Annotated in this window: 19 protein-coding genes; 13 read left to right on the top strand and 6 right to left on the bottom strand. The window is 64.7% G+C overall.

Annotation, left to right across the window (positions count from 1 at the left end):
• Window positions 1-221 precede the first annotated feature (221 nt).
• The 10 genes from ssuD (at window position 222) to LB569_RS00195 (ending at window position 11,324) form a co-directional block, all read left to right on the top strand.
• Window positions 222-1,409, top strand: a complete 1,188-nt coding sequence (gene ssuD / locus LB569_RS00150; protein ID WP_224690608.1) for an FMNH2-dependent alkanesulfonate monooxygenase — start codon at window positions 222-224, stop codon at window positions 1,407-1,409.
• Window positions 1,406-2,854, top strand: coding sequence for an FAD/NAD(P)-binding protein (locus LB569_RS00155; RefSeq protein ID WP_224690609.1), 1,449 nt, complete (start codon window positions 1,406-1,408; stop codon window positions 2,852-2,854). Before ssuD ends, LB569_RS00155 begins: the two co-directional genes overlap by 4 nt.
• A 161-nt stretch (window positions 2,855-3,015) precedes the next feature.
• Window positions 3,016-4,119, top strand: a complete 1,104-nt coding sequence (sfnG, locus tag LB569_RS00160; RefSeq protein ID WP_224690610.1) for a dimethylsulfone monooxygenase SfnG — start codon at window positions 3,016-3,018, stop codon at window positions 4,117-4,119.
• Window positions 4,120-4,236: 117 nt separating this feature from the next.
• The gene (locus tag LB569_RS00165) at window positions 4,237-5,190 is read left to right on the top strand and encodes an ABC transporter ATP-binding protein (RefSeq protein WP_224690611.1); all 954 of its coding nucleotides are present in this window, start codon (window positions 4,237-4,239) and stop codon (window positions 5,188-5,190) included.
• Window positions 5,187-6,086 carry a branched-chain amino acid ABC transporter permease gene (locus tag LB569_RS00170; protein ID WP_224690612.1) on the top strand — a complete coding sequence of 300 codons (900 nt, stop codon included), beginning with the start codon at window positions 5,187-5,189 and terminating at the stop codon, window positions 6,084-6,086. The genes LB569_RS00165 and LB569_RS00170 overlap by 4 nt, the downstream gene beginning before the upstream one ends.
• A gap of 3 nt (window positions 6,087-6,089) precedes the next feature.
• On the top strand, window positions 6,090-7,130 hold the full coding sequence (locus LB569_RS00175) for a branched-chain amino acid ABC transporter permease (protein WP_224690613.1): 1,041 nt from the start codon (window positions 6,090-6,092) through the stop codon (window positions 7,128-7,130).
• A gap of 72 nt (window positions 7,131-7,202) precedes the next feature.
• On the top strand, window positions 7,203-8,540 hold the full coding sequence (locus LB569_RS00180) for an ABC transporter substrate-binding protein (protein ID WP_224690614.1): 1,338 nt from the start codon (window positions 7,203-7,205) through the stop codon (window positions 8,538-8,540).
• A gap of 75 nt (window positions 8,541-8,615) precedes the next feature.
• A complete protein-coding gene (locus tag LB569_RS00185) occupies window positions 8,616-9,407 on the top strand; it encodes an ABC transporter ATP-binding protein (RefSeq protein ID WP_224690615.1) in 792 nt (263 codons plus the stop codon).
• A 24-nt stretch (window positions 9,408-9,431) separates the two neighbouring features.
• The gene (locus LB569_RS00190) at window positions 9,432-10,679 is read left to right on the top strand and encodes an SfnB family sulfur acquisition oxidoreductase (RefSeq protein WP_224690616.1); all 1,248 of its coding nucleotides are present in this window, start codon (window positions 9,432-9,434) and stop codon (window positions 10,677-10,679) included.
• Between the two features lie 159 nt (window positions 10,680-10,838).
• The gene (locus LB569_RS00195) at window positions 10,839-11,324 is read left to right on the top strand and encodes a hypothetical protein (protein WP_224536561.1); all 486 of its coding nucleotides are present in this window, start codon (window positions 10,839-10,841) and stop codon (window positions 11,322-11,324) included.
• A gap of 16 nt (window positions 11,325-11,340) precedes the next feature.
• Here LB569_RS00195 and LB569_RS00200 read toward each other — a convergent pair whose 3' ends face one another.
• From LB569_RS00200 to LB569_RS00220, 5 genes are all read right to left on the bottom strand, one after another.
• Window positions 11,341-11,874 carry a hypothetical protein gene (locus LB569_RS00200; protein WP_224690617.1) on the bottom strand — a complete coding sequence of 178 codons (534 nt, stop codon included), beginning with the start codon at window positions 11,872-11,874 and terminating at the stop codon, window positions 11,341-11,343.
• Window positions 11,867-14,740, bottom strand: a complete 2,874-nt coding sequence (locus LB569_RS00205; RefSeq protein ID WP_224690618.1) for a sarcosine oxidase subunit alpha family protein — start codon at window positions 14,738-14,740, stop codon at window positions 11,867-11,869. The genes LB569_RS00200 and LB569_RS00205 overlap by 8 nt, the downstream gene beginning before the upstream one ends.
• On the bottom strand, window positions 14,737-15,003 hold the full coding sequence (locus LB569_RS00210) for a sarcosine oxidase subunit delta (RefSeq protein ID WP_224690619.1): 267 nt from the start codon (window positions 15,001-15,003) through the stop codon (window positions 14,737-14,739). The genes LB569_RS00205 and LB569_RS00210 overlap by 4 nt, the downstream gene beginning before the upstream one ends.
• 27 nt (window positions 15,004-15,030) lie before the next feature.
• Window positions 15,031-16,284, bottom strand: coding sequence for a sarcosine oxidase subunit beta family protein (locus LB569_RS00215; protein ID WP_224690620.1), 1,254 nt, complete (start codon window positions 16,282-16,284; stop codon window positions 15,031-15,033).
• Between the two features lie 90 nt (window positions 16,285-16,374).
• Complete coding sequence (locus LB569_RS00220; protein ID WP_224691104.1) at window positions 16,375-17,034, bottom strand: TetR/AcrR family transcriptional regulator; 660 nt, start codon at window positions 17,032-17,034, stop codon at window positions 16,375-16,377.
• A 273-nt stretch (window positions 17,035-17,307) separates the two neighbouring features.
• Here LB569_RS00220 and LB569_RS00225 point away from each other — a divergent pair, with 273 nt between their 5' ends.
• From LB569_RS00225 to LB569_RS00235, 3 genes are all read left to right on the top strand, one after another.
• Window positions 17,308-18,747 (top strand): aldehyde dehydrogenase family protein, encoded by a 1,440-nt coding sequence (locus tag LB569_RS00225; protein ID WP_224690621.1) that lies wholly within the window; start codon window positions 17,308-17,310, stop codon window positions 18,745-18,747.
• A gap of 60 nt (window positions 18,748-18,807) precedes the next feature.
• Complete coding sequence (locus LB569_RS00230; protein ID WP_224536718.1) at window positions 18,808-19,383, top strand: DUF1349 domain-containing protein; 576 nt, start codon at window positions 18,808-18,810, stop codon at window positions 19,381-19,383.
• A 79-nt stretch (window positions 19,384-19,462) separates the two neighbouring features.
• Window positions 19,463-20,461 (top strand): hypothetical protein, encoded by a 999-nt coding sequence (locus tag LB569_RS00235; RefSeq protein WP_224690622.1) that lies wholly within the window; start codon window positions 19,463-19,465, stop codon window positions 20,459-20,461.
• On the opposite strand, the gene LB569_RS00240 is transcribed toward LB569_RS00235, so the two are convergent.
• Window positions 20,444-22,018, bottom strand: coding sequence for a glycosyltransferase (locus tag LB569_RS00240; protein WP_224690623.1), 1,575 nt, complete (start codon window positions 22,016-22,018; stop codon window positions 20,444-20,446). The genes LB569_RS00235 and LB569_RS00240 overlap by 18 nt on opposite strands.

A 22,018-nucleotide genomic window follows, 5' to 3' on the forward strand; every position in this document is an offset into this window, starting at 1 on the left:
AAGGTCGGCCCGGCATGACGGGCCGACCCTGCCGTCGAGGAAGAATTTTCCAGTTTGGGTGGCATGTTTGGAATAACCTAACTCTACAGAATTTATAGAATAAGCAATCTGCATCGGAGATCTGTTTCCGGACCGGACTCCGCCATGCCCAACCTTCTACGCCTGCCTGAAATCGCACCGGACATAGCCGGTCACCGCCGCCTGACAGCGGGAGCCGGGTCATGAGCAGCGATATCCCTGACCGGATCAAGGTTCTCTGGTTCCTGCCGACGCATGGCGACAGCCGCTATCTCGGCACGACGGAAGGCGGCCGGGCCGTCGATCTGCCTTATCTGACACAGGTCGCAAAGGCCGCCGACACGTTGGGCTATTACGGCGTGCTGCTGCCGACCGGCCGGGCCTGCGAGGATTCGTGGGTGATTGCCTCGGCACTGGCGCCGCTGACCGAGCGCCTGCGCTTCCTCGTCGCCGTGCGGCCCGGCCTGCAGTCCCCAACGCTTGCCGCGCGCATGACCGCCACACTCGACCGCATCTCCAACGGCCGCCTGCTGATCAACGTCGTCACCGGCGGCGATCCGCTGGAGAACAAGGGCGACGGCATTTTTCTCTCGCATGCCGAGCGCTATGAGGTGACGCAGGAATTCCTCCAGATCTACAAGCGTGTGCTGAGCGGCGAAGCGGTCGAGCACCATGGCAAGCATTTCCGCATCGAGGACGGTCGCCTGCTGTTCCCGCCCGTGCAGACGCCCTATCCGCCGCTCTATTTCGGTGGCTCGTCGGACGCCGGATCGCAAGTGGCGGCGCAGGAAATCGATAAATACCTGACCTGGGGCGAACCGCCCGCCGACGTCGAACGCAAGCTCGACGCCGTGCGCGAATTGGCCGAGAAGGCCGGCCGCAAGCTTTCCTTCGGCATCCGCCTGCATATCATCGCCCGCGAGACGACCGAACAGGCCTGGGCCGCCGCCGACGGCCTGATCAGCCGGCTCGACGACGCGACCATCGCTTCGGCCCAAAAAGTCTTTGCCCGTATGGATTCGGTCGGCCAGGCGCGCATGAGCGCTCTGCATGGCGGAAGCCGCGACAAGCTCGAGATCGCGCCCAATCTGTGGGCCGGCGTTGGCCTGGTCCGCGGCGGCGCTGGTACCGCACTGGTCGGCGACCCGGACACGGTCGCCGAGCGCATCGACGAATACCGGCGGCTCGGCATCGACACCTTCATCCTGTCCGGCTACCCGCATCTGGAGGAAGCCTATCGCTTCGGCGAACTGGTGCTGCCGAGACTGCCGACCGATCATCCGGTCAAGTCGGCCAGCTCGTCGGTCAACACCGGACCGTTCGGCGAGACCATCGCCGGCGACCACCGGCCCAAATCACTGGGGCCGAAGTCGCTCGCCAGCGCCTCGTGAACGCGCTGCCCCCGGCCCGCCGATTGCGCGTCGCCATCATCGGCGGCGGTTTTTCCGGTGCCGCAGTGGCCTGGCACCTTGCGCGGGCAAATCGGCCGGAGGGCCTGACGATCTCGGTCATCGAGCCGCGCCCCGCGCTCGGCGGCGGTCTTGCCTATTCCAGCGAAGAGCCGTCGCACCGGGTCAACGTCCCGGCCATCAGAATGAGCATGGCTCCCGAAGACCCGCAGCATTTTGCGCGCTGGTTGGCCGGCAGTGGTGAAATCGAACGGGACCCGGATGCCCTGTGGAAAAACGGCGATGTGTTTCCACGCCGGCGCGTGTTCGGCCGCTATGTCGCCGCCCACCTTGCACCTTGGCTCGACTCCGGCGCTGTCCGCCATGTCGAAGCTCAGGCCACGCGGGTAATACGAGAGACCGATGGCGCGGGCTGGACCGTGCAGACCTCGGCCGGACCTGTCGCGGCCGACATCGTCGTGCTCGCCGCGACGCATCCTCTGCCGGCGATTCCATCTCCACTTGCCTCCCTGGTTGAAGCACCCGGCTTCATCGCCGATCCCTACGCTCCGTCGGCACTTGCCGGGATCGAGCCGGAGGCGTCTGTCTTGATCGTCGGCTCCGGGCTGACATCGGCCGACATGGTGGCGGAGCTTGACCGACGTGGCCATCGCGGCCGTATCCTGGTCCTGTCCCGCCGCGGGCTGCGCTCGCGCGGCCATCCGGATATCAGGGGCGAGCCCTTCGGTGACTTTGCGTCAGTGCCGGCCACGACGGCGCTTGCGCTGCTGAAGACCATTCGTGCGACGCTCGCGGTGGCGCGGGATGCCGGTGTCAACTGGCAGTCGGTCTTCGACCAGCTGCGCCTGCAGGGACCGGTGCTGTGGGCGGCCCTTTCTCCGCCGGAGCGGGCAAGGCTGGTCCGCCAGTTACGCGTATTCTGGGACGTGCATCGCTTCAGGATCGCACCGCAGGTAGCCGCCGTGCTCGACCGCCGCCAGACGGACGGCACGTTCGACACCATCGCCGCCAGGCTTGTCGCGTCGAACGACGAGGGCGAGAGCCTCGCGGTCAGCTTCCAACGGCGCGGACAGGCGCGGATCGAAACGGCACGCTTCGACGCTGTCATCAACACGACGGGTCCAGCCCATGGGCAGGCCCTCCAGTCCAATCCGGCTTTGCAGTCGCTGGCCGAAGCCGGGCTGATCAAGGTCGATGCCTACGGGCTGGGTATCGAGACCAGTTTGGAAAGCCGCGCCGTTGGCCGGGACGGCAGGGCTGCTGCCGGGCTCTTCGTTGCCGGCCCTCTGGCGCGCGGCACATTCGGCGAATTGATGGGCCTGCCCGAAGTCGCCCGTCACGCCGAGTCGGTCGCCGCTGAAGTCGCCAAGCTGCTCGATGCGGTTCCCTTGGACAAGGCAACCAACGTCAACCCCGCATCGCACTGACAACCGAAAGCCGGTGCGGCTGTAAAAAATTGGAATTTCCGTCCTGCAAGCGGCCTAAAAACGGAAAAACCACCTTTGTATATAAATTCCATAAACATGATATATATGGGCCACATCCGGTCGAGGCCGGGTCAATCAACGGCCTGAATGGGAGACAGTTCATGGCACATGCAGGAACCGACGCGGTCAAATTCGCCTATTGGGTGCCCAATGTTTCGGGCGGCCTGGTGATTTCCAACATCGAGCAGCGCACCAACCATTCGGCCGAGTACAACCGCAAGCTTGCCCAGATCGCCGAAAAGGCCGGCTTCGACTACGCGCTGAGCCAGATCCGTTTCACCGCCGGCTACGGTGCCGACGAGCAGCATGAATCGGTGGCGTTCAGCCACGACCTGCTGGCGGCGACCACGACGCTGAAGGTGATCGCGGCGATCCTGCCCGGTCCGTGGAATCCGGCGCTGGCGGCCAAGCAGCTCGCCACCATCAGCTACCTCACCAATGGCCGCGTCGCGGTCAATCTCGTCTCCGGCTGGTTCCGTGGCGAGTTCCATGCCATCGGCGAGCACTGGCTCGATCATGACGAGCGCTATCGCCGTTCGGAGGAATTCATCCGCGCGCTGCGCGGAATATGGACTGAAGACAGCTTCACCTTCCGTGGTGATTTCTATCGCTTCAACGAATACTCGCTGAAGCCGAAGCCGCCGCAGCCGCTGCCCGAAATCTTCCAGGGCGGCTCCTCGCGCGCCGCGCGCGACATGGCATCGCGGGTCTCCGACTGGTACTTCACCAATGGCAACACACCGGTCGAGATCGCCAAGCAGGTAGACGACATCAGGGGCAAGGCCAAGGCCAACAGCCATTCCGTCAAGGTCGGCGTCAACGCCTTCGCCATCGTGCGTGAGACCGAGGAAGAGGCCAAGGCGGTGCTTGCCGAAATCATCACCAAGGCCAATCCTGAAGCGGTCAACGCTTTCGGCCACGAGGTCAAGAATGCCGGCAAGTCCTCGCCGGAAGGCGAGGGCAATTGGGCGAAATCCTCCTTCGACGACCTCGTCCAGTACAATGACGGCTTTCGGTCGAACCTCATCGGCACGCCGAAACAGGTGGCCGAACGCATCGTCGGCCTGAAGCGCGCCGGCGCCGATCTCATCCTGCTCGGCTTCCTGCACTTCCAGGAAGAGGTCGAGTATTTCGGCAAGCATGTCATCCCGCTCGTTCGCGAGCTGGAAAACGCCGAGCAGGCGGCGTCGCTGGCCGCCGAATAACCATCTGCCCCAAGGCTGGTCGGGTTGCCCGGCCAGCACAGGTTTTCAAGCGCGCTCGATCTTTTCGGGCGGCATCGAGAATTCGTGCGCCTGCGGGCGAAATCGAGGACGATTGGAATGCCGTTGCCCAGCTATGCCATAGGAGCGATGGAAGCCTCGGTCTACGCGCCGGAAGTCTTTGCGCGCGGCCTGCCCTCCGTGCTCCAGCCTGCACACTTGTCCGAAGGCGACGCTGGGGCGGCCGGATCTACCGCCATTGCAACTGCTCCGCTGCTGTCGCTTCACGGCATCGGCCTGGCATTCGGCGGTGTCGTCGCGCTGGCCGACATCGACCTGTCGGTCCGGTCAGGCGAGATTCGTGCCATCATCGGGCCAAACGGTGCCGGCAAGAGCTCCCTGATCAACGTCATCAGCGGCGTCTACCGCCCTGACCGCGGCCAGGTCCGGCTCGCCGGCGTCGGCTATACCCAGGTGCCGACGCAGCGGCTGGCGCATCTCGGCGTCGCCCGGACCTTCCAGAACCTTGCCTTGTTCAAGGGCCTCAGCGTCCTCGACAATGTCGCCTCCGGCCTCGCCTACAAGGTCCGTTCCAACTTCGCCGGCCAGGTGCTCGGCATTGGCCGATCGCGCGGCGAACGATACGACTTCTTGAGCCGCACCGACCAGATCCTCGAATTCCTCGACCTCACCGCCGTTCGCGGTCGTCTTGCCGGCACGCTGCCCTATGGACTGCAGAAGCGGGTCGAACTCGCCCGCGCGCTGGTCGCGGAGCCGCGCCTGCTACTGCTCGACGAACCGATGGCCGGCATGACATCAGGTGAGAAAAGCGAAATGGCTGATTTCGTGCGCGCCGCGCGCGACCGTTTTTCCACTACCGTCGTGCTGATCGAGCATGATGTCGGCGTCGTCATGGGCCTGTCCGACCGCATCGCTGTCCTCGACTACGGCCGCAAGATCGCCGACGGCACGCCTGACGAGGTCCGCAACGACCAGCGTGTCATCGACGCCTATCTCGGCGTCGCCTCCGACAATGAGGCCCTCTCCCGTGATGAAGGAAGGGCGGGCATATGATCGCCGACTTCGACTACCAGTTCTTCATCGAGGTGCTCGTCGGCGGGCTACTGTCCGGGGTCATGTATTCGCTTGTCGCGATAGGCTTCGTGCTGATCTACAAAACCTCGGGCGTGCTGAATTTCGCGCAAGGCGCGATGCTGCTGTTCGCCGCGCTCACCTTCGTCAGCCTCGTCGAACGCGGCGTGCCGTTCGCGCTGGCGCTGGCGGCCACCTTCGCCATCATGGTGGTCATCGGCATCGTCATCGAGCGCACGGTGCTCAGGCCGCTCACCAACAAGCCGCCGATTACCCTGTTCATGGCGACGCTCGGCCTCTCCTACATCATCGAGGGCGCTGCCCAATTGATCTGGGGCACGCAGGTCCACGGCCTCGACCTCGGCATCGAGGACGTGCCGCTGGAAGTCGGCGGCGTGCTGATCAGCCAGTTCGACATCTTTGCCGCCGTGGTTGCCGCCGGCATGGTTCTCCTTCTGTCGCTCTTCTTCCGCTACACCCGCATCGGCCTCGCCTTCCGCGCCGTCGCCGACGACCAGTTCGCAGCACTTGCGGTCGGCCTCAGGCTGCCATTGATCTGGGCGACCGTCTGGGCGGCGGCTGGTCTTGTCGCGCTGGTCGCGGGGCTGCTCTGGGGCGCCCGCCTCGGTGTGCAGTTCTCGCTGTCCCTGGTGGTGCTCAAGGCGCTGCCGGTGCTGGTGCTGGGCGGCTTCGACTCCATCCTTGGCGCCATTGTCGGCGGGCTTCTGATCGGCGCCAGCGAGAAGCTCGCCGAGGTCTATATCGGCGACTATTTCGGCGGCGGCATCGAGAGCTGGTTCGCCTATGTCGTAGCGCTGGTCTTCCTCTTGATCCGTCCCTCCGGCCTGTTCGGCCAGAAGCTCGTGGAAAGGGTCTGAGCCATGGCCGCCGTTACAGCCGACTTCTCCACCGCATCGGTGCTGCCGAAATGGATCGCGCCCGTGCTGCTGCTCGCCGTCGCCTATGGCGTCGTGCCGCTCATCGGATCGAGTTACCTGTTCGAGGCCATCCTGCTGCCCTTCCTGGCGCTCGGGCTCGCCGGTGTCGGCCTCAACATCCTCACCGGCTATGCCGGCCAGGTCTCGCTGGGCAGCGCCGCCTTTATGGCCGCCGGTGCCTTCGCCGCCTATAATTTCAACCTGCGGGTCGAAAGCCTGCCGCTGATCGGCAGCATCCTTCTGGCCGGGATCGTCGCCGCCGCGATCGGCACCGTCTTCGGCCTGCCGAGCCTGCGGCTGAAGGGTTTCTATCTCGCGGTTTCGACGCTAGCCGCGCAGTTCTTCGTGCAGTGGGCGCTGACCAAGTTCAGCTGGTTCTCCAACAACTCGGCGTCTGGCGTCATAGACGCACCAAAATTGTCGATCGGTGGCCTTGCGCTGGACGGCGCCGTCGGCCGCTATCTCTTCGCGCTGACCATCGTCAGCATCCTTACCTTCCTCGCCTACCGGCTAGTGTCCTCGCAGACCGGCCGCAACTTCATCGCCATCCGCGACAATGAAACCGCGGCCCGCATCATTGGCATCCCGGTGCTGAAGACCAAGCTGCTTGCCTTCGCCATCTCTTCCTTCATCATCGGCGTCGCCGGCGTCATCTGGGCCTTCGCCTATCTCAGGACAGTCGAGCCTGACGGGTTCGACCTCGACCGCTCGTTCCAGATCCTGTTCATCATCATCATCGGCGGCCTCGCTTCTATCCGTGGTGCCTTCTTTGGCGCCGCCCTGATCGTCGTGTTCCCGCTTGGCTTATCGCGCCTTAGTGGCTTCCTGCTTGGCGATGTCTTTGACTCGGGCGTGCTCGACATGAGCCAGCGCATCGTGCTGGGCGCTCTCATCATCCTGTTTCTGATCCTGGAACCCGATGGGCTGGTGGCGCTGTGGGACAGGGCCCGAAGACGGCTCCTGTTCGCCTGGCAATCGACCTGAGCCGCCGCATTCACGTCTGAAAATGAACCAGAGGCCGAACCCAAGACGGCCCATACCGGGAGTACCCTAGCCATGACGTTCCTCAGCACCATCAAGGCGGCGGCTTTGTCCGCGGCGATGATCGTGTCGGTGGCCTTGCCATCAGCCCACGCCGACGAACAGTATTTTCCGCTGCAGAGCTATCGCGTCGGGCCCTATGCGGCCGGCGGCACCGGCTTCTTCGGCGGCTTCATCGACTATCTCAACCTCATCAACATCCGCGACGGCGGCGTCAACGGCGTTAAGCTGACCTGGGACGAGTGCGAGACCCAGTACGAGGTCGAGCGCGGCGTCGAATGCTATGAGCGCCAGAAGAGCCATGCTGGTGCCGCCGCCTGGAACCCGCTCTCGGTCGGCATCGCCTACGCCATGATCGACCGCATCACCGCCGACAAGGTGCCGCTGATCACGGTCAACCATGGCCGCACCGATTCCACCGACGGGCGCGTCTTCCCCTATGTCTTCCCGCTGCTGCTCAACCCCTACAGCGAGACTTCCGGCATCGTGAACTACATCGCCTCCAAGGAAGGCGGCATCGACAAGCTCAAGGGCAAGAAGATCGTCGTGCTCTATCACGGTTCGCCCTACGGCAAGGAAACCATCCCGATCTATGAATTGCTGGCGCAGAAATACGGCTTCACCGTGCAGCAGATCGAGGTGCCGCATCCCGGCAACGAACAGCAGTCGCAGTGGCTGACCATCCGCCGCGCCAAGCCTGATTTCGTCGTCCTGCGCGGCTGGGGCGTGATGAACCCGGTGGCGCTGAAGACGGCCGTCAAGGTCGGCTATCCTGTCGACCACATCGTCGGCAATGTCTGGTCGAACTCGGAAGAAGACGTCATCCCGGCCGGTGACGCCGCCAAGGGCTACACCGCCATCACCACGCAGGCTTCCGGCAACAGCTACCCGGTGGTGCAGGAGATCGTGAAGACGGTCTACGGCGCGGGCAAGGGCAACCTCGAAGACAAGTCGCGCATCGGCTCGGTCTACCACAATCTCGGCATCGTCAACGGCATCCTGAATGTCGAGGCGATCCGCGTCGCGCAGGAGAAATTCGGCCATCGCACGCTGACCGGCGACGAAGTCCGCTGGGGCTTCGAACACCTCAAGCTCGACCCGGCCAAGGTCGAGGCGCTCGGGGCCAAGGACCTGTTCCACTCGATCAATGTCAGCTGGGACAACCACGAGGGCGAGGGCTACGTGACCTTCCAGCAGTGGGACGGCAAGAAGTGGAATGTCGTCTCCGACTGGATCGCGCCGGACTGGGCGCTGCTGCGGCCGATCATCGAGAAGTCGGCGGAGGCCTATGCCAAGGAGAAGGGCATCAAGCTGCGCACCGCCGATGACGCCAACGCAGCGACCACCAACTGATCATCAGGTCGGGCGCTGTGGATGCCTTCCGCGGCGCCCGGACTGTTCGGTTCCGACAAGTACGGAAAACAGCTCATGCCGAACGACGACATCATCCTGGCCGTGGACGCCGTTCATGCCACCTATATCAACGCCATCACGGCGCTGCATGGCGTCAGCTTCGAGATCAGGCGGGGCGGGATCCTGGCGCTGCTCGGCGCCAATGGCGCCGGCAAGACCACCACAATGAAAGCCGTCTCCAACCTGCTGCCGGCCGAGCGCGGCCAGATCAACGCCGGCACCATCCGCTATGATGGCTCGGATGTCGCGCGCCGCAAGCCCGGCGATCTGGTGCGCGCCGGCCTGGTGCCGGTGCTGGAAGGCCGTCACTGCTTCAAGAGCCTCACCGTCGAGGAAAACCTGGTCGCCGGTGGCATCGGCCGCAGCGGTCGCCGCGCCGAGATCAACGCGGACCTCGAACGGGTTTATTCCTATTTTCCGCGCCTCAGGGAAAAGCGTTGGACATTGTCCGGCCTCACCTCCGGTGGCGAGCAGCAGATGACTGCCATCGGCCGCGCGCTGATGTCGCGGCCGCGCCTCCTGGTTCTCGACGAGCCCTCGATGGGGCTTGCCCCGCTCATCGTGCAGGACATTTTTCAGACGCTGAAAAAACTCAACCGCGAGACCGGCCTGTCGATCCTGGTCGCCGAGCAGAACGCGGCGGTGGCGCTTCGCTATGCCGACCACGCCACTGTGCTCGAAAACGGCGTCTCGGTCCTCTCCGGCACAGCCGCCGATCTTCGCCAGCGCGAGGATATCAGGGCGCTCTATCTCGGCCAGCAGCCGTCGCCCGCCGCCAAGCCATCGCATCTCCATGCCGTTGCCTGAACCGAAATTTGAAGGAGCAGTGAAATGACCGTCTCGACCGTCAAGACCGACCATGCTTCCGCCGCCGTCCCGCCTGCCGCAAGGCCATCGGCGCCGGCGCATATCATCAAGAACGATGCCGAAGCGATCGCCGTCGCCCATGCGCTTGCCGCCGAATTCGTCAAGGAATCGTCCAAGCGCGACCGCGAGCGCATCTGGCCGGTTGCCGAGCTCGATGCCTTTTCACAGAGCGGCCTGTGGTCGATCAACGTGCCCAAGGCATTCGGCGGGCCGGAAGTTTCCTATGCGACGCTGGCCAAGGTGATCGAGATCATCTCCGCGGCCGATTCCTCGATCGGCCAGGTCGCGCAGAACCATCTCGGCGTCGTCGCCGCCATCCGCACCGTCTCCGACATCGAGCAGCAGAGGCTGCTGTTTGCCGAAGCGCTGAAGGGCACCCGGTTCGGCAACGCCTTTTCCGAATTCGGCTCCAAGCGCGCCGCCGATTTCGAGACCCGCTTCACCGACGCCGGCGACCATGTCGTCGTCAACGGCCGCAAATTCTATTCCTCAGGCGCGCTGCTCGCCCATCTGGTGCCGATCGTCGCGCTCGATGACGAGGGGCGAGCCTGGTACGCCATTGCCGACCGTGGCGCGCCGGGCCTGACCGTCATCGACGACTGGTCGAGCTTCGGCCAGCGCACCACGCTGTCGGGCACCGTGATCATCGACAACGTCAAGGTGCCGAAGACCCATCTGGTGCCCGGCTACAAGGGCTATGACCGACCGACCGCGGACGGCGCCATCTTCCAGATCATCCAGGTGGCGGTGGACACCGGCATTGCCCAGGCCGCGATCGACGAGACGGTTCACTTCGTCAGGACGAAGAGCCGCGCCTGGATCGACAGCGGCGTCGACAATGCCTGGGACGATCCCTACACCATCCAGGCGGTCGGCGACCTGACGCTGCGCCTTCACGCGGCGCGGGCGCTGCTCGAAAAGGCCGGCCATGCCATCGACCGCGCGGTCGCCGAGCCGACCGCCGAGACCGTCGCGCACGCCCAGATCGTCACCGCGGAAGCAAAAATCCTGTCGACCGAGGTCGCCATCGCCGCGACGAACAAGCTGTTCGAACTGGCCGGCACGCGCTCGACATTGGCCGAGCACAATCTCGACCGCCATTGGCGCAACGCCCGCACACACACGCTGCACGATCCGGTGCGCTGGAAATATTCGATCCTCGGCAAATATTTCCTCAACGGCGAAAATCCGCCGCTGCACGCCTGGAGCTGATTTGTCCAACGGCGGTCGGCGCCGCCGCCGATCCAGTCGCTGAGTGCTTCCCCGCCGCCCGCTATCCCTTTCGGGATGCCGGCGGCGGGGAAGCTTACCTGCAATTTACGACCATCGGTTACACCGGTTCCTGTCTGATTCGCCCGGGACAGGAACGTCATGAGCAAAGCCCTCACATCCTTCGCACTCGTCGCCGTGCTGACCGGCTTGCTCATGGCGTTGAGCCTGGCGGTGGCAAGGCACGGCTATCCCTATGGCGCGATCGGTGTAAGGCGCCTGGACGGCATTGCCGATGCCGCGACCTTCATCCCGCTGGCGGCGGTCTATTTCTTCAGCGCGATGCTGATGATGATCCTGCCGATCAGGGCCGCCAGCATCGTGCTCACCCATGCCGCCGATGCGATCTTCTGGACGGTGATCGTGCTGTTCGCGACCATTGTCGGCGGCCTTCTGGCAAGATGGGCCTTCGGCCAGAGCGGAGTTTTGGGAGCGCTGCTCAACTGGCGCTTCTTGTTTGCCGTGGCCATCATCGGCTGCCATTTCGTCATGAACGAGCTGCGCCGCAACGTGCTGCTGCGCAGCCTGTTCTTCGTGGTTTTCGCCGCCGCGACGCTCGCCTGCCTGTTCTGGTCGTTCACGCTCTGAGCGTGATCATCGCCAGCTAATCGTCGGCGGCAATATGGCCGGCGGCCTGCTCCATCCATGTCCAGAGATAGGCTGCAAGGCCGCGATCGACATGGATGCGCAGTTTGCTTTCATGGCGATAGACGATGGCGCTGATGCCGGCGAAGGACAGTGCGGCGCTCGCGCTTGACTGCCTGGGATCGAGCGTCGTTCCGCGCGCAATGAACGCGTCGAGCGCCGCGCCTTCGGCCTCGAACACCTGCAGCCCGGCGCTGATCGCCGTCACCGCGAAGCCTTCCGCGTACCAACCGGCGGCAATGGCGAGCGGCGCGTTCGACACGACGAGCAGCCGGTCGCGCGCCAGCCGCGCGGCATAGCGGTCACCCTGAGCCGCGCCAAAGGCACCCACGCCAGTTCCGTCCATGCCGGACAGGCGCGCCCAGGCGTCGAGGTCGCCACTGACCAGCAGCTGGTCGAGCCCGAGGACAGCGCTCATCACGAAGCCGGGTGCATTGATGGTCGCCGACTGCCAGTCGGGCGCGGCAGACCATTTTTCCGCGAGATCACGCATTGAGCCGGTCTCCCGCCGGGTCGTAGGCGCAAGGGGCGGCGATCGTCGCCGACCTGTGCTTGCCGAGATGTTGGACTTCGATCGTTTCGCCGTGCCGCGCCGCACCCCGTTCGATCAGGCCAAGCGCGATCGGCTGGCCAAGGGTGGGGCTCTGGTAGCTGGAGGTGACAAAGCCCTGGCTGTGCAGCCTGCCATCGCGCCGCTTGATACCATGCGCGCCGGTTGGCAGCGGCGCTTCGCCTTGCGGCACCGTCAGGCCGACAAGCTGCAGCCGGTCGCCGCGCGACGCCTCCTCGGTGAACAGCGAACGGCGGCCGACATATTCGGTCTGGCGTTTGGCGCGAGGCCCTTCGCTGCCGAGATCGTGCGGCAGCGTGGTGCCGTCAGTGTCCTTGCCGATGACGATGAACCCTTTCTCCGCACGCAGGATCATCAGTGCTTCCAGCCCGATGAGAACGGCATCGAACTTGAGGCCAGCCTGGCGCAGATGCGCCCATAGCGGCTCGGCGCGATCGGCGCGGATCGAAATCTCGTAACTCCTGTCGCCGGTGAAGCTGACGCGGGCGATGCGGACCTCGTCGCCGGCATAGACGCCGCGGCCGATCGCCATATGCGGCAGGCTGGAATCGTCGAGCGAAAGCCCAAGTCCCACGGTTTCGAGCAGCTTGCGGGCGTTCGGCCCGGACACGGTCAGCGTCGCCATCTCCGATGTGGCGTTATGGATGTAGATGGCTTTACGCCCGAACCGGTCCTGGCGCCATTCCTCCAGCCGGGCATGCACGGCGGCGACATGCGAGGACGAGCACGAAACGACGAAGCGATGCTCGTCCAGCCGCACCAGCACGCCGTCATCGAAGACCACGCCGTTCTCCGATAGCATGAAGCCGTAGCGGCAGCGGCCCGGCTTCAGCGTCGACATGCTGTTGTAATAGAGGAAATCGACGAATTCGGCCGCCTTCGGCCCGATCACCTCGATCTTGCCGAGCGTCGAACCGTCGAACAGCGCGACAGACTGGCGCGCGCGCAACGCCTCGTCCTGGATGGCGCGGTCCGCATCGGCGCCACGACCGCCATAATGAGCAGGCCGCAGCCAGCCGCCATATTCCTGGAACACGGCGCCGCTGGCGCGGTGCACATTCTCCAGCGGCAGCCGCCGCACCGGCGCTATCAACTCGCCAACGCGCGCGCCGGCAACGCTCGCCAACGGCACCGGCGTGAAGGGCGGGCGATAGGTGGTGGTACCGACCTCCGGCACCGTGCGGCCAGTGATGCCGGCCATCAGCGCCAGGCCAGGCAGATTGGAGGTCTTGCCCTGGTCGGTCGCCATGCCGAGCGTGGTGTAGCGCTTCAGGTGCTCGACCGAGACGAAGTTTTCGCGGGCCGCCAGTTCCACGTCCTTCACCGTGACGTCGTTCTGGAAGTCGATCCAGACGCGCCCTTTTGAGCCTGGCACCGGCCAGGCGGCTACGATGCCAGCTGCTGCCTCCGGTCCGGTGCTGCGCGGCGCAGCTGCCACCTGTTGGCCGGGTGCGGCAACGGCTTTCTCTGAGCTGGCGAACACGTCGGACAGGGAGACCGCGCCGGCGGCGGCGCCTGCCACCGAAATGCCCTCGACCTGGTCGCCCGGCAGGAAGGCGGCGCGCGCCTCGCTCCAGGCGAGCTTGCCCCTGGCCTGGCCGAAGAGATGGATGGTCGGCGTCCAGCCGCCGGAGACCAGCACGCAATCGGCATCGAGCCTGGTGCCGTCGTCCAGCGTCACGCCCTCGACGCGCAGCTTGCCGGCGGCGGAGGCCAGCGCACGCCCTTTGATCGTCCGCACCTTGGCGTCTGGCGTGTCGTCGCGCCTGATGTCGACAAGTGTGACCTCGGCGCCCGCGTCGGCGACCGCCTCCGCCACTTCATAGGCGCTGTCATTGTTGGTGGCGACGACGATGCGGCGGCCGGCCAGCACCGCATGCCGCGTGAGATAGGCGAGCGCCGCATCAGCCGACAGGATGCCGGGAAGATCATTGTTGGCGAAAGGCAGCGGCCGCTCGATGGCGCCGGTGGCCAGCACGATCCGGCGTGGCCTGACCCGCCACAGCCTATCGGGCCGGCCATCGAAATGACGCTGGTTCAGCCCGACCAGATTATGGTCGTAGATGCCGAAGGCGGTGGTCGAAGGCAGGATCAGATGGCCGCCGCCGGCAAGCGCCGCAAGCGTCTCCTCGATCCACACGGCAGCCGGCCTGCCGTCGATCTCGCTGGCCCGGTGGCCGAGCGACCCGCCCGGCTTCCGCTGGTCGTCGACCAGCGTGACGGAGAGACCCGCGCCGGCCGCAAGCCTTGCCGCCGCCAGTCCGGCAGGCCCGGCGCCCACCACCAGCACGTCGCAATGATGATTGATCTGGTCTGATGTGCCTTGCGAGGTCCAGTCCGTGTCTACCCTGCCCAGTCCGGCCATGGCACGGATGCGCGGCTCGAACATGTGCCAGTCCGGCCACATGAAGGTCTTGTAGTAGAAGGCCGCCGGAATGAACCGCGAGAAGCGGTCTAGGAAGGCGTTGCGGTCGCTCAATGCATTGGGCGTCGCGTTGACGCTTTTCGCCACCAGCCCCTCGCGTGCCGGCTCCGTCGTGGCGCGTGTGTTCGGTGACGCTCCGCCGATATCGACGAGCGCGTTGGGCTCCTCGACGCCGGCACCCCAGATGCCGCGCGGCCGGTGGTATTTGAAGCTGCGGCCGACGACCGCGACATCGCCGGCGAGCAGTGCCGAGGCAATGGTGTCGCCGGCAAAGCCGTCCACGCTTGTGCCGTCGAAGCTGAAGCGCAGCGGGCGCGAGCGGTCGATGGCGCTGCCGCCCGTGGAGAGACGCGATGCGGTCATGCCGCGTGCTCCTCGCCCAGCGCGGACGAGGACAGCACCTCGTGCGTGAGCGTGTCGCGCTCCATGACGAAGAACTCGCCGCAGTTCATATGCACCCAGATTTCGCGCGCCGCGCCTTTCGGATTGGAGCGCAGGTAGAGATATCCGGCCCAGCGATCGATCGGCACATCGCCGCCATCCGGCCTGGCATTGCCGGCATCGCCGCCATAATGGAATTCGGTTTCGTCGCGCGGGCCGCAGAACGGGCAAGGAAAGAGCTGCATGACGGCTAGTCCTAGTCTTTGTGCATGTCAGTGCGCGATGCCGGAGCCGGCCGCTTCGTCGATCAGCCGGCCACTGGCGAAACGATCGAGGTCAAAGGGCCGGCTGATGTCGTTGTGCTTGCCGCTCGCCAGCAGGTTCGCCAGCAATGTGCCGCCGGCGGGGATAGCCTTAAACCCGCCGGTACCCCAGCCGCAATTGAGGAACAGATTGGGCAGCGGCGATTCCCCGATGATCGGCGAGGAATCCGGCACGACGTCGACAATGCCCGCCCATTGCCGCATCAGCTTCAATTGGCCGAAGATCGGGAACATTTCCAACAGGCCTGATATGACGGTCGCCAGCGTCGGCAAATTGCCGCGCTGTGCGTAGGAAGGGATGCGGTCGAGCCCGCCGCCGATGACGATCTCGCCCTTGTCCGACTGGCTGACATAGACGCCGGCGCCGGGCGACAGGACCACCGTGTCGAGGACCGGCTTGACCGGCTCGGACACGCAGGCCTGCAGCGCGTAGGAATTGATCGGCAGCCGGAAGCCGGCCTTTGCAGCCAGCACCGAGGAATGCCCGGCGATAGCCATGCCGATGCGCTCGGCACGGATCGCGCCACGCGTCGTCTGGACGCCGCGGCAGCGGCCACCCTCGATGATGAAATCGGTGATCTCGCAATTCTGGATGATGTCGACGCCGAGTTGGCTCGCCGCCCGCGCATAACCCCAGGCAACGGCGTCATGGCGCGCGGTGCCGGCGCGGCCCTGCCAGATGCCGCCGAACACCGGGAAACGCGCATCCGGGGAGAAATTGTAGATCGGCGCCACCCGGCGCACATCCTCGGGCGAAAACAGCTCCGCATCGATGCCGTTGATCTGCATGGCGTTGACGGTGCGCGCGCCGATCTCCATCTCGGCGGTCGAGTGGCACAGATTGACCATGCCGCGCTGCGACAGCATGACATTGTAGTTCAGGTCCTTCGACAGGCCCTCGTAGAGCCGGTGCGCCAGACCGTAGAGTTCGACGCTTTCGGGATAATAATAGTTGGAGCGCACCACGGTGGTGTTGCGGCCGGTGTTGCCGCCGCCGATCCATCCCTTCTCCAGAACCGCCACCCGGGCGATGCCGTGATTCCTGGCCAGATAATAGGCCGTCGCCAGCCCATGACCGCCGCCGCCGATGATGATGGCGTCGTAGGATGCTTTCGGCTCGGGCGAGCGCCAGGCTTGCTTCCAGCCGGTCTGGCCGGTGAGGCCCTCCTTGAACAGCGACAAAGCGGAATAGATTCGGGTCATGGCGCGCGCGAAAGGCCTGGTTGGTCAGGGGTAGCGTAATGGCAATGTACACATATGTCTAGTTGTCGCGCGGGGCCGCGGCTGCCCTCCCTAACGGTTGCGCGAAATCGTTTCCTCGACATAGCGCGAAAAGTCCTCGACATCCCCAGCCGAAGGCTCCTGACCGGTGAAGCTGCGCAGATACGCGGCGACATGCGGCAGGCGGCTGCTCATCGGCTCGTCGAGTTCGAGCGAGTAATAGCCGATCTGCATGAAATAGAGCACGCGGGCGCGCACGAACGCGTCTTCCTCCTCATAGCCATGGCGCATGAACATGCCGCGGATGGCATTGACGCGTTCTTCGTCGGCCTCGTCGAGCGCGCGCCGGATGGCGGGGGAGCGGCGAGCCCAGGCCCGGATCGCGAAATCAAGCCGGGGATCGAACAGCCTTTCGTCCACCCAGCACTCGAAAATGCTCATCACCCCGCGTATGACCGTCGCGGAGGGGCGCTCGGCGCGTTCGACGATGAAGCGGGTATTGGTCTGCCGCCAGTGGTCCAGCAACTGGTCGAGCAGGTCTTGGCGGCTCTTGAAATACCAGTAGAAGCTCGAGCGCGACACGTCGAGCTGCTGGCCAAGCGTCAGCACACGGACGCGTTCGACGCCGTCCGAAATCAGCGTTTCAAGCGCGAGCTTCAGCCAGTCTTCGCGCGTGGCCTTGATATTGCCGGTGGCGCCGGCGCGCTGGGGTGTCGTGTCGGTGACTGCCATTGCACGACGCATGACACGCTGTCCCGGGCAAATCAAGGCCATGTACATATGTGTACATGGAGCCATGCAACCGAACTGGACGATATCGGTTGAACTGAGCCGGATCAGCAGTCGATGTGTCACGATACCGGTCGTCATCCTCCGCGTGGAAGCGGGGGAGGATTTTGTCGCGGCGAGCGAGCCCAGACTTTGCTTCCCCGCAAGGCATTTGTCTGGCAAATACCAATCCGACCGAATGCCGCCGCGCGGCCAAGCAGCAAGAAAGAGACCGACATGACCCTGTTTCGAAAGAACCTCATCGATGGCGAATGGACCGGGGATGCCGGCTCCCGCAACATCAACCCTTCCGATACGGGCGACGTTGTCGGCGAGTACGCCTCGGCCGATGTGGAGCAAACCAGGCAGGCGATCGCCGCGGCCAAGGCAGCGTTCCCCGCATGGTCCCGTTCGGGGCCGCTGGCGCGCCATGCGGTGCTGAAGAAGGCCTCGGACGAGATCCTGGCGCGCAAGGACGAGATTGGCCGCAATCTGGCGCGCGAGGAAGGCAAGACTCTGGCCGAAGGTATTGGCGAGACCATTCGCGCCGCGCAGATCTTCGACTTTTTCGCCGGTGAGACCTTGCGCCTCTCGGGCGAGGTCGTGCCGAGCGTGCGGCCGGGCGTCGGCGTCGAGATGACCCGCGAAGCGGTTGGCGTGGTCGGCATCATCACGCCGTGGAATTTCCCGATCGCCATCCCCGCCTGGAAGATCGCTCCGGCGTTGGCCCATGGCAACACCGTCGTCTTCAAGCCGGCCGAGCTCGTTCCCGAAAGCGCCTGGTCCATCGTCGACATCCTGCATCGCGCCGGCCTGCCCAAGGGCGTGCTCAACCTCGTCATGGGCAAGGGCTCGGTGGTCGGCCAGGCAATGCTCGACAGCCCCGAGGTCAACGCCATCTCCTTCACCGGCTCGGTCGGCACCGGCAAGCGCGTCGCCGCAGCAAGTGTGGAGCACATGCGCAAGTTCCAGCTCGAAATGGGCGGCAAGAATCCGCTGGTCGTGCTCGACGATGCCGATCTCGCTGTCGCTGTCGATTGCGCGCTGAACGGCGCCTTCTTCTCGACCGGCCAGCGCTGCACGGCCTCGTCGCGTTTGATCGTCACCAGCGGCATCCACGACCGTTTCGTCGGCGCGCTCAAGGAACGCATGGATAAGCTGGTGATCGGCGACGCGCTCGACGCACAGACCCAGATCGGGCCCGTGGTCGACGCGACCCAGCTCAAGCAGGACGAAGACTATATTGCCATCGGTGTCCGCGAAGGCGCCACGCTCGCCTTCGGCGGCGAACGGCTCGACTGCAAGGCGCCGGGTTTCTATCTGAAGCCGGCGCTGCTGACCGAGGCCACCAACGACATGCGCAGTTCGCGCGAGGAGATTTTCGGGCCCGTCGCCAGCGTCATCCGCGTCAAGGACTTTGACGAGGCGCTTGCCGTCGCCAACGATACGCCGTTCGGCCTGACGTCGGGCATCTGCACCACGAGCCTCAAGCACGCCACGCATTTCAAGCGCAACTCCGAAGCCGGCATGGTGATGGTCAATTTGCCGACGGCGGGCGTCGACTTCCACGTTCCCTTTGGCGGCCGCAAGGGGTCGAGCTATGGTCCGCGCGAACAGGGCCGCTATGCCATGGAATTCTACACCACGGTAAAGACCGCCTATACGTTCGCGGGATGACCAGGCGCCGGCTGACGGGCCGGCGAACTGTCACCTCTCCGAAATCGACCGGTGCAAATGATGACATTGCAGGATCTGACCTGGCTCAACCCGCCACCGCATCACGCCATCGACGGTGATGTCGTGCGCGTGCGCACCGGCAAGGAGACCGATTTCTGGCGCGAGACCTTCTACGGGTTCTGGCGCGACAACGGTCATTTCCTGTATCGGCCGGTCGAGGGCGATTTCACCGCCGAGGCCACCGTCAAGGGCGACTACAAGGTGCTTTACGATCAGGCCGGGCTGATGGTGCGGCTGAGCGAAACCCACTGGATCAAGGCCGGTATCGAATACACCGACGGCCTTGCCTATGTCTCCGTCGTCGTCACCAACGACACCTCGGACTGGTCGCTGGTGGCCATAGCGGCCGGCCCGGATGGCGTCAGCATCCGCCTGACCCGCCACGGCGAGGCGATCCGCGTCCAGTATCTCGACGCTTCCGATGGTCGTTGGAAGCCGGTGCGGCTCGCCTATTTCCCGGTCTCGAAGGCGGTCGATGTGGGCATGATGTGCTGTTCGCCGCAGCGTGAGGGTTTCGAGGTCGCATTCACCGGCTTTTCCGTCGGTCCGCCGATCGCGCGCGACCTGCACGACTGAGGCCATGAGCCCGTATGGCCTGTGCGAACAGGCCCGCAGGACGTTGCGACCCTGACGGCGTCTGGGCTAAGCGTTGTCCATGGGCATGTCGCGTTGGCGGGCAACACTGAAAAAAACCGTCCGTTCCAGGGCGCTGCGGTTTCTCAGCGTCCCGTCGGTGCTTTGGTCGCAAGGGATCGGGCGGTTCTGCGATTTCGCCGGGCCCGGCTGGTATCGCTGGGCGCCCACCGAATCCACGCAAAGCGAGGCTTTTTTCCGCGACCACTACAGCGGCGCGCATGGCATCGTCTGGGTGCGCTTGAGCACCTTGGCCAGGATCCCCAGAAATTGCGATCTCGATACATTCGCCAGGGTAGCCTTGCCGACCATCAAGGCTCCTTTCGTCCTGATCACGACCGACGGTGATTCCTCGGTGCCTTCGGATCTGGCCAGGGACACTGTCGAGCGGCTTCTCGCCAACCCCTATCTGGTCTCCTGGTACAGCCAGAATTGCGATGGCGGTCATCCCAGGATCAAGCCGTTCCCGATCGGGCTGGATCTCCACACGCCACGTTCCCTGGCGACGCCTGCCGGGTTGGTGCGACAGCTGAAAACACTACGCGGCCGGCAGGGGAACGCGGATCGGCGTCCGGCCAGGATATTCTGCGACTTCAGCATCAGCAATGGCTCCAGCCAGCGTCGGGAGTTGCTCGATGCCCTGGACGGATGCCCGCATGTCGACTTCTTGAAGAAACGCGTGTCGCAGCGCGCGATATGGGAGCTGTATTCGCAATACCCGCTTGTGCTGTCGACCGTCGGAAACGGCCTCGACTGCCACCGGACATGGGAGCTGCTTTATCTCGGCTGCATCGTGGTGACCAAGACCTCGCCGCTCGATCCGCTCTACGAAGGCCTGCCCGTCATCATCGTCGAGGATTGGCGCGAGGTGCGGGATCCCAATGCACCGGAACGCTGGATCAGACAGGCCGCGCATTTGACGGATCGCAATTACGTGTGGGAGCGTCTGCGCCCGCAAACCTATCTGAAACCTCTGCGCGAGGAGCTTCGGCAGGCAGCCGCCTCACCACGGGACGTGTAGAATTTCCAGCTTGGGCAAGCCGACAGGCTGGATGCCGAGGTCGTTGGCAAGAAGGCCAAAGGCTTCCGTCTCGATCAGATCGCGGTAGGGGATTTCGGGAAAGTGAAGGCCGCCTCGATGCAGGGCGGCATCGACCAGGAGCATGGTTCCGCCCACCGCATCGAGGCCGATCATGTCGAGATGCCTGACATCGCTCAGATGATACCGGCTTGGCGTTTGCACAGGTGGCTGGTGAAGGCCGCCGCGTATCTCGCGGTAATAGCGATAGTCCTTGGTCTGCCGTCTGATGACAAAGCTGTTGAGGTCGAAACTGGCGCCACCGGCGATCTTCACACAGTTGGGCACCGCGATGCGATGCCCCGTGGCGATCAGGCGGTTCAGCGCATCACCGGGAAAGCGCCAGACGTCGATGTCGATCCACAGTGCCCAGTCGTCGTCCCTGTCCAGCCCGTGATCGATCAGGTAGTTGCGAACCTTGGCGATCGCGCCGCGCCTGACGCGCTGCATCCTGGGCTTCGCCCGTTTTGCCCTGTCGAGGCGGGTGCCGACCTGTCTCTGCAAGAGGACGATGTCACGATATTTGCCGGCCAACCCTGCGGTTGCGGCCTGCAGTCGCTCCCAGCTTCCGTCGAGGCTGTCGCCTTCGCAGAAGACCAGCTTGATCCTGTCCTTGGGGTAGTCGAGTCCGTCCAGCGCATCGAGGAACGGCTGGATGAGGTCGGCGGCATCGCGAAGCGGCACCAGGACGGCGACGTTTCGGCCCGACGGTGGCGGCGCTGACAGCACCGCCCTGTCGACGCCGGCTTTCGCCTCCGCTTCATCCAGATACGTGCCGCGCGACAAGTGATATCGGAGCCGGTAGGCCCAGTTGCGAAGCCTGGTGCCCCATTTTGGCGGCGGTTCCGGGGTCCACCATGTGCCGGCCCAGTGATGGATCGAAAGCGACGCCGTGTCGTCGCCGGCGTCGCGCTCCGTGGTCCCGGCCGACGTCACCGGCACGAACAGGCCGGAAGGATGAATGGCGAAGGCCGTCTGATCGCCATAACTGCGTTGCGCCGAGGTGAGCAGGCAAGGGCCGGTCGCGTCGAGCACGTCCTTGGCGGCGGCGAGCCCGGGCATCATCGACAGGAGATGGATCCAGAAGGGATGACGGGGCGGGCTTCCTATCGTTCCATTGAACAGGAGGTAGGGCAGGCCCCGGAAATCCGCCTGGACGGCCGCATGCGAAGCCGGCTCCTTGCACATCACGACCCGGGTCTCGTTCATGATCGCGTCGAAGGGCGCGACGCATTCGCAGTCTATGTCGGCATAGACCCCGCCAAAGTGATGTAAAAGCATGTAGCGAGCCGCATCCGACCGCTGCACGCCATTGGTGTAACCACAGAACATCGGCAAGAAATCGGGATGGTGCTCGGCGACGAATTCGAGCAGCATCCGGTCGCTCCAGAACATGACCGTCCAGTGTGGATTGTGCCGTTTCCAGCTCTCGGCATACGCCTGGAAGCGTACGGGAACGCTGTCGGTCTTCCATGTCTGGTGCAGGATCGGCGGGATCAT

The organism is Mesorhizobium sp. BH1-1-4 (assembly GCF_020165665.1).
GTDB lineage: Bacteria > Pseudomonadota > Alphaproteobacteria > Rhizobiales > Rhizobiaceae > Mesorhizobium.